The organism is Nakamurella sp., from assembly GCF_048594475.1.
Classification (GTDB): domain Bacteria; phylum Actinomycetota; class Actinomycetes; order Mycobacteriales; family Nakamurellaceae; genus Nakamurella.
In genome coordinates, this window is record NZ_JBMDXT010000132.1 from 1 (window position 1) to 7,797 (window position 7,797).

Here is a 7,797-nt window from a genome sequence, read left to right on the forward strand (position 1 = left end):
GGCACGGTCACCCCGACCGAATCGAGCGACGCGGACAAGGACAAGGTCGTCAACCAGCGGCCGTCCAGCCAGACCCAGGTCGCCCAGGATTCCGCGGTCAATCTGGAGATCGGCAAGGGCGTGAGCCTGATCGCCGTGCCCAACGTCGTGTCCTACACGCCGGAGGAGGCCAAGAAGGCGCTCAACGCGGCCAACCTCCAGTACGAGGAGGTGCCGCAACCCTCGTCGGACGCCGACAAGGGCAAGGCGCTCTCCCAGGACCCGGCCGCGCAGACCCCGGTGCAGCCGGGTTCGACGGTCAAGGTGACGGTCGGCACGGGCCTGCAGATCGTGCAGGTGCCCGACGGTCTGGTCGGCAAGTCCCTGGACGAGGCCACCCAGATCCTCACCGACGCCAAGCTGCAGGTGGTGTCGCAACGGGCGGACTCGGCCGAACCGGAGAACGAGGTCACGGCGGTCGATCCGGCCGTCGGCACCCGGGTGCAGGAGGGCACGCCGATCACCCTGACCGTGTCCAACGGCAACCTGATGGTGATGCCGAACCTGGTCAACAGCACTCCGGACGAGGCCGTGGCCGCCCTGAAGGCCCGCGGGTGGGCCGGCGACTCGGTCCGCCAGACGACCCAGGAGGTGTCCAACCCGGGTCTGGTCGGGGCCATCATCAGCCAGAACCCCGCGTCCGGCACCACCGTGCCCAAGACGACCGCCGTCCGGGTCGTCGTCGGGGTGGCGGCGCCCCCGCCGACGACGTCGCAGCCCAGCTCGCCGGCGTCGTCGGCGCCGAGCAGCTCAGCTCCGCCGGCATCGGAACCGGCCTCCCCCGCGCCGCCGGCCGCACCGCCGGCCGGAGGCTGACGTCCCAGCCGGCTCGATCTGGATTCACAACGAGTTGGGAGGTGGTCTGCACGTGCGGCTCCGGGCTCGCTCACAGGATCCACAAGCTGGTCCGGCACTGTCGTACCCATGAGCCAGGACATGACCCCGCGCGCCGGTGACCAGCCCGCCGGTGCCCGCGACAGCAGCGAGCAGGGCAGTGCGAACCACCCGGTCAACCCCGCCGTGAACACCCCGGTCAACCCGTCGGCGGAGCCCGCCGCCGGCCGCTACGCGGCCCCGTCGGATGCCACGTCGACCCGGTCCTTCGGGTCGTCCGGCTATCCGGGCGCCCCCTCCCAGGCGTGGAGCCAGGCCCCCGGCGGCCCGGCGCGACCCGGCGCGGGTGCGACGAACGAGCAGTCCGGCTGGCAGCCGCGACCCAGCGGCGCCTGGTCGAGCCAGCCCTGGGCGGCTCCCGGCGCCGCGTCGAGCGCCTCGACCGGCCGGTACACCCAGACCCTGCCCCCGACCGGACCGGAGGCCTACCGGTCCGCCGGCCAGCCCGGGTACCCGCTGGGGACGGCCGGCTCCGCCGGCGGCCCGAGTCCGGCGACGGCCACTGCCCCCAAGCCCCGCCGCAAGACCTCCCTCGTGGTGGCGACGACCACCGCCCTGGCGCTGGTGGCCGGCGTGGCCGGCGGCTGGGCCGGCGCGGCCCTGCACGACAACAGCACGGCCGCCGCGGACAGCTCGCTCAGCCGGCTCAACACCGGCGCCCCGGTCTCGCAGAACCTGACTCCGGCGCCCGCCGGGTCGGTCCAGGAAGTCGCGGCCAAGGTGCTGCCGTCGGTCGTGTCGGTGCTCGCGAGCTCCAGCCAGAGCTCGGGCGAGGGCTCCGGCGTCATTCTCACCGCGGACGGGCTGATCCTCACCAACAACCACGTCGTCGACGGGGCCACCGATCTGGAGGTCCGGTTCAACGACGGCACCACCGCGTCCGCAACCGTCGTCGGCAAGACGGCGACCGACGACCTGGCCGTCATCAAGGCCGACGGCGTGTCCGGGCTGACCCCGGCCAGCCTGGGCAGCAGCGGCAGCCTGCAGGTCGGCCAGCAGGTCGTCGCGATCGGCTCGCCGCTCGGCCTGTCCGCCACCGTGACCTCGGGCATCGTCTCGGCCCTCAACCGGCCGGTGCGCACCGCGTCGGAGGAGCAGACCAGCCGCAGCCAGAGCCAGGACACCATCATCAACGCGGTCCAGACCGACGCCGCGATCAACCCGGGCAACTCGGGCGGCGCCCTGGTCGACAGGGGCGGCAACGTCATCGGCATCAACTCGGCGATCGCCTCGCTGTCCGACACCTCCGGCGGCGGCCAGGCCGGCAACATCGGCGTCGGCTTCGCCATCCCGATCGACCAGGCCAAGCGGATCGCGCAGGAGATCATCGACACCGGCAAGGCGACCCACGCCGTGCTGGGGGCGTCGGTGGGCGACGCCACCGACGGCAACAGCCAGATCGCGACCGGCGCCAAGATCGCCACCGTCACCCCGGGCAGCGGCGCCGAGGCGGCCGGCCTGCAGGCCGGCGACGTGGTCACCGGGATCGGCTCGGTCAAGATCGAGAGCGCGGACGCCCTGATCGCGGCGGTGCGGGCGCAGGCCCCCAACGGCACCACCACCATCACGTTCACCCGGGACGGCAAGTCCCAGACGGTGGACGACACCCTGGGGTCGGCCGCCGCCAACTGCCACCCCTCGGACCGCCGGAGCCCGCGATCATCCCCCAGGATCGCGGGCTCTCGGCCGTTCCCGGGACCGGGTCCGTCAGACGGCCGACAGCCGCAACCGCTCGACGTCCTGCTCCAGCGGGGCGACCAGGTCGGCGGCGGCCCGGTCGCCGCAGTCGGCGAGCCAGTTGGCGAGCATCCGGTGACCGCCCTGGGTCAGCACCGACTCCGGATGGAATTGCACGCCCTCCACGGCGTGCTCGCGGTGCCGCAGGGCCATGATGACCCCACCCTCGGTCCGCGCGGTGACCTCCAGCGCGGCGGGCACGGTGCCGTCGACGACCGCCAGGGAGTGGTAGCGGGTCGCGGTGAACGGGTTCGGCAGGCCCGCCAGGACGCCGGTGCCGCCGTGCTCGACGAGGGACGTGCGACCGTGCAGCAGCTCCTCCGCCCGGTCCACCGTCGCGCCGTACACCTCGGCGATCGCCTGGTGACCCAGGCATACGCCGAACACCGGCAACCGGCCGGCCGCCCAGCGCACCATCTCCTCGGTCACCCCGGCGTCGGCGGGCGTGCCGGGCCCGGGGGACAGCAGGATGCCGTCGACCTCGATCCCGGGCACCTCGTCGGTGGTCACCGCGTCGTTGCGCCGGACCACGCACTCAGCCCCGAGCTGCTCCAGGTACTGCACGAGGTTGAACACGAACGAGTCGTAGTTGTCGACCACCAGAATGCGCGTCACGCCGACCAGAGTCCCACACCCCTCCCCGCGCGGATCAACAACGCCGGCGCGGACCAACTCGCCCCGAATGGGACGGGCGGGACGAGAGTCGTCGACTTCGTCCGCGCAGGTGTGCACACCGCCGGTGTGGATCGCCGCGCGGATCAACTCCCCCGGAATGTGACGGCTGGGACGGAAGGCGACGATTTCGGCCGCGCCGGGCCAGATGATCCGCGCGGGAGGGGAAGCCGGGGGTGAGGTGCGGGCGGGAGGCCGGGGGTGAGAGGGCCGGGCGGGGCGGCGTCAGCCGGTGGTGACGCGGTCGAACGGCAGGTAGGGCTCGAGCCAGGGAAAGACGACGAAGAACAGCAGGGCCACGACGGCCAGGAACAGCACGAGCGAGAGCCCCAGCCGGGCGGCGGTCGGGCCGGGCAGGTGGCGCCAGATCCAGGCGTACACGTCGGTCCTCAGGTCTCGGTCAGTTCGGGCGGCAGGTACCCGGGGGCCTTGGCGTAGCTGGCGACCAGCACCCCGTGGATGATCATCCGTTCCGCGTCGGAGAACTGCGGGTGGCAGGTGGTCAGGGTGATCAGCCGCTGGGCGTCCGGCGGGACCGTCGTGGACAGCACGGTCGGCACCGGCAGCACCTGCGCGTAGTCCGACGGCACGGTGATCTCCCGGCCGTAGACCCCGGCGTAGGTGCCGGTCTGCACGGACACCCCCGAGCAGTGCGGCCGGGTCTGCGCGGCCCAGCCCGCCTCCTCCTCGGCCATCGGCAGCACCCGGTAGACGAACCAGTCGTCCTGCGTCTCCACCACGATGGCGTCGCACGAGCGCAGCAGACCCAGATCGTTGAACGGCGAGCCCTTGGACACCCGGTGGCCGGCGACCGCGAAGTTGCCCTGCTCCCCGGGCAGCTGGGTCTGGGAGTAGTGGCCCGGGCCGATGTACAGGTCGTCCGGGTCGGTCCCCTCGACCACCGTGAACACGTAGTCGGCGCCGAGCGCGGGGATCCGCAACTTGGCGAACCCCTCGCCGAGCACGGTGTCGTACCGCGGCACCCGCTGCTGGGGGTCGGTGGCCAGCTGGGGCGCGGCCGAGGCGGTGACCGTCGCGGTCTCCTGCGACTGCGCCCAGACCCGGTCGACCTGGGTGGTGGCCGCCGCCTGCTTGCGCTCGCCGAACAGGTCGGTGACGTAGACCTCGTAGACGACGAACAGCAGCACGACGACGCCCAGGGTGATCAGCAGCTCGCCGACCCCCCGGATCAGGGTGCGGCCGACGCCACGGCGCGGGCGCGGTGGCGTGGGCGGAGTCGTGGTCGCGGTCACCGGCCCGCCTCGGTCGCCGACTTCATCCGGATCGTCCCGTCGTAGGCGGGCAGCTCCACCTCGTCGACCGGGGTCACCTCGTAGCCCAGGTGGTACTTGTCCACGTACTGGAGGAGCAGCCGCACCCCGGGCTCGCGGTCGAGGGCGGCGGACATCGACGCCGCGTCGCCGATCGCGGTGATGACGAACGGCGGCGAGTAGGTCCGCCCCTGGAGCAGCAGGGTGTTGCCGATGCACCGCACCGCCGAGGTGGTCAGCACCCGCTGGTCCATGATCATCATTGCTTCGGCACCACCGGCCCACAGCGCGTTGACGGCCGCCTGCACGTCCTGCTGGTGGATCACCAGGTCGTCGGGGTCGACCCCGGCCGGGTAGTTGCCGTCGGAGTCGCGCGGGGCGTCGGACATGGTGACCCGGAGGCCGGGGCCGACCACCGGAACCAGCCCCGCGGCCGGCGCGAGCGCGTCGACCTGCGCGAGGGCCTGCTCGACCTGCGGCGAGACGTCGCCGTCCGCCGCCTGCCCGACCTGCGCCTGGAGCTGGGCGGCCTGCGCGTCAGCGGCCAGGACCCGCTGCTGGGCGTCGCGCACGACGACCGACAGGTCCACCGACCGGGTGCCCACGTCCTCGCCCCCGGCCGACGCCCGGGCGACGCCGAGCAGCAGCCCGGCGACCAGGCAGGCGACCACGGCACCGATCCGCCAGCCCAACGGGCGTCCGGCGCTCATCGGGATCGCTCCCGACCGACATGCCTCACGAGTGCTCCGTGCTCCCCATCCGTCGCGACCGCCTCGTCCCGCCCTCCGCGGACCGCCGTGGCGACGTCGGGCGCGGGTGGTGGGGCCGCCGTCGATCGGGCGGCATCGGGCGCGGCACACCGTAGGCTAGGGCCAGTGGCATACAGCCCCGGTGATGCGCTCACCGGTGGTGTCGGACGCAGGAGGTACAGGTGCCCAAGTCCAAGGTCCGCAAGAAGGTTGCGACCAGCACGGCCAACTCGTCGACCCAGGCCAACGAGGCGGCCGCCGCGGCCGCCCGCGCACACGTCGCCGCCCCGTCGTCGCCGCTGTACGTGGGCATCATGCTCGGCCTGATGGTCCTGGGCCTGGTCTGGCTGGTCGTCTACTACCTGTGGGGATCGAACATCCCGTTCATCGCCGGTCTCGGGAACTGGAACTTCGCCATCGGCTTCGCCCTGATGATCGCCGGGCTGCTGATGACCATGCGGTGGCGCTGACCGTCCGGCCGCACCGCGGGGAAACCACACGCGTGTGATTCATCCCCACTGTGGACAACCCCTGTGGACAACGCCGCCGGCGGGCCACCGGTGACCGCGGGCACGGACTTCCCCGGACCGGGATCCCGGGTCTGGCGGCCGGCTCCGGCCCTGGTGGGGCTCCTGCTCGGGCTGGCCGCGCTCGCCGTGGTCGGCGCGTTCCTGCCCCGGGAACCCCTGGACCGGATCGTGGCCGGCGTTGCGGCGCTGGCGCTGCTGGCGCTGGCCGCCCTGGCCCACCGGCGGCGGCTGGTCGCCGGCCCCCGTGGTCTGCTGATCCGCACCATCGGCGGACGGCGGCTCATCCCCTGGTCGGACGTGCGGGCCGGGGAGTGCGGGCGGACCAAGCGCATGGGTTCGTCGACGCTGGAGATCGACCTGGTGGACGAGGAGCTGTTGCTGTTCGGCCGGGTCGAGCTGGGCGCCGACCCGGCGGACGTGGCCGCGGCGCTGGCCGGCTGGTTCCCGATCGGCTCCGGGCCGTCCTGACGCCCACGCGACCAGCCCAGACGGCCGGCGCGACCACCCCGTCCTGACGGCCGGTCAGTGCGCCGGGATGCAGGCCACCTGTCCGGCGATCTGGTAGACGCAGTACCAGGAACCGATGCGGTCGCCGGCGTAGACTGTGAGGCCGGCCAGCACGACGACCACCGCGGCGCACACCCCCCACTGCCAGAGCCGGCGGGTGGCCCGCGGCGGGAAGACCATGGCCGCGCCGACCACGGCACCGACCACGAGCCCGCCCAGGTGGCCCTGCCAGGACAGGCCGGGGTAGGTGAAGGTGATGACGACGTTCAGCGCCAGCACCACGATCAGCGGCCGCAGGTCCAGACGCAGCCGCCGGAACGTCACCAGGAGCGCCCCCATCAGGCCGTACACCGCTCCCGACGCTCCGATGGTCAGGCTCACCGGCGCGCTGAACAGCAGCACGCTGACCGACGAGCCGAGCAGGCTGAGCAGGTAGATCGCCAGCATCCGGGACCGGCCGAGGATGCGTTCGAGCGGGATGCCCAGCCAGTACAGCGACAGCATGTTGGTGGCCAGGTGGATGAGGCTCCCGTGCAGGAACCCGGCGCTGAGCAGCCGCCAGTACTCGCCGGATGCGACCTCGGCCGGGATCAGCCCGCCGTGCAGGTACAGCCCGGAGGTCGACAGGTCCATCGCCGACCGCGACTGCACGGCGGTGATCAGGAAGAACGCGAGGTTGATCGCGATCAGGGTGATCGTGACGACGGGCCGCTGCCCCAGGCGGGCACCGGCCACCGTCCGGGGGGCGGTGGCGCTCGCCCGACCCTGGGCGACGCACTCGCGGCAGTGGAAGCCGACGGAAGCCGGGGTCAGGCACTCCGGACAGGCCGGCCGCTCGCACCGGGAACAGGACAGCGGCGTCGCCCGGTCCGGGTGCCAGGTGCACGGCCGTACCGGTGGCCCGGCGAATGCCGGGCCCGGGCCGGGGACGGCGGTCAGCTCGAGGACTCCTCGGGGTCCTCGATGGAGATCGAGGTGATGACCACGTCGTCGGTCGGCCGGTCGAACCGGTCGGTCCGGGTGGTGGCGATCGCGTCGACGACGTCGCGCGAGGCCTGATCGGCGACCTCACCGAAGATGGTGTGCCGGCGGTTCAGGTGCGGCGTCGGGCCGACCGTGATGAAGAACTGCGAACCGTTGGTGCCGGGGCCGGCGTTGGCCATGGCCAGCAGGTACGGCTTGTTGAACGCCAGCTCGGGGTGGAACTCGTCCGCGAACTGGTAGCCCGGGCCGCCCGAGCCGGTGCCGGTGGGGTCACCGCCCTGGATCATGAAGCCCTCGATCACCCGGTGGAAGATCGCGCCGTCGTAGAACGGACCCTCCGTCCCGCCCGAGGCGTTCTTGGTCGTGTACTTCGCGGTGCCCTTGGCCAGCTTCACGAAGTTGCTGACGGTCTTG

Annotated in this window: 9 protein-coding genes and 1 pseudogene; 4 read left to right on the forward strand and 6 right to left on the reverse strand. The window is 72.8% G+C overall.

Annotated elements, in window-relative coordinates; all coding sequences use genetic code 11:
• Both ACOJUF_RS06700 and ACOJUF_RS06705 read left to right on the forward strand, forming a co-directional pair.
• Positions 1–855, forward strand: an 855-nt coding sequence (locus ACOJUF_RS06700; RefSeq protein ID WP_420121085.1) for a PASTA domain-containing protein, incomplete at its 5' end; no start/stop codon positions are given.
• Between the two features lie 120 nt (positions 856–975).
• Positions 976–2,523 (forward strand): annotated as a pseudogene (locus tag ACOJUF_RS06705) (trypsin-like peptidase domain-containing protein); the annotation flags it as partial.
• A gap of 117 nt (positions 2,524–2,640) precedes the next feature.
• Here the strand turns inward: ACOJUF_RS06705 and ACOJUF_RS06710 are convergent.
• The 4 genes from ACOJUF_RS06710 to ACOJUF_RS06725 form a co-directional block, all read right to left on the reverse strand.
• Positions 2,641–3,294, reverse strand: coding sequence for an aminodeoxychorismate/anthranilate synthase component II (locus ACOJUF_RS06710; RefSeq protein WP_420121093.1), 654 nt, complete (start codon positions 3,292–3,294; stop codon positions 2,641–2,643).
• A 273-nt stretch (positions 3,295–3,567) separates the two neighbouring features.
• Positions 3,568–3,723, reverse strand: a complete 156-nt coding sequence (locus ACOJUF_RS06715; protein WP_420121086.1) for a hypothetical protein — start codon at positions 3,721–3,723, stop codon at positions 3,568–3,570.
• Between the two features lie 8 nt (positions 3,724–3,731).
• The gene (locus ACOJUF_RS06720) at positions 3,732–4,595 is read right to left on the reverse strand and encodes a class E sortase (RefSeq protein ID WP_420121087.1); all 864 of its coding nucleotides are present in this window, start codon (positions 4,593–4,595) and stop codon (positions 3,732–3,734) included.
• Positions 4,592–5,323 carry a DUF881 domain-containing protein gene (locus tag ACOJUF_RS06725; RefSeq protein ID WP_420121088.1) on the reverse strand — a complete coding sequence of 244 codons (732 nt, stop codon included), beginning with the start codon at positions 5,321–5,323 and terminating at the stop codon, positions 4,592–4,594. Before ACOJUF_RS06725 ends, ACOJUF_RS06720 begins: the two co-directional genes overlap by 4 nt.
• A 221-nt stretch (positions 5,324–5,544) precedes the next feature.
• On the opposite strand from ACOJUF_RS06725, the gene crgA reads away from it, so the two are divergent.
• Complete coding sequence (crgA, locus tag ACOJUF_RS06730) at positions 5,545–5,832, forward strand: cell division protein CrgA (protein ID WP_420121089.1); 288 nt, start codon at positions 5,545–5,547, stop codon at positions 5,830–5,832.
• Between the two features lie 63 nt (positions 5,833–5,895).
• Complete coding sequence (locus tag ACOJUF_RS06735) at positions 5,896–6,360, forward strand: PH domain-containing protein (protein ID WP_420121090.1); 465 nt, start codon at positions 5,896–5,898, stop codon at positions 6,358–6,360.
• Positions 6,361–6,414: 54 nt separating this feature from the next.
• Here the strand turns inward: ACOJUF_RS06735 and ACOJUF_RS06740 are convergent, their stop codons facing one another.
• Positions 6,415–7,134, reverse strand: coding sequence for a rhomboid family intramembrane serine protease (locus ACOJUF_RS06740; RefSeq protein WP_420121091.1), 720 nt, complete (start codon positions 7,132–7,134; stop codon positions 6,415–6,417).
• 200 nt (positions 7,135–7,334) lie between these two features.
• A partial coding sequence (locus ACOJUF_RS06745; RefSeq protein ID WP_420121092.1) for a peptidylprolyl isomerase occupies positions 7,335–7,797 on the reverse strand: 463 nt, incomplete at its 5' end.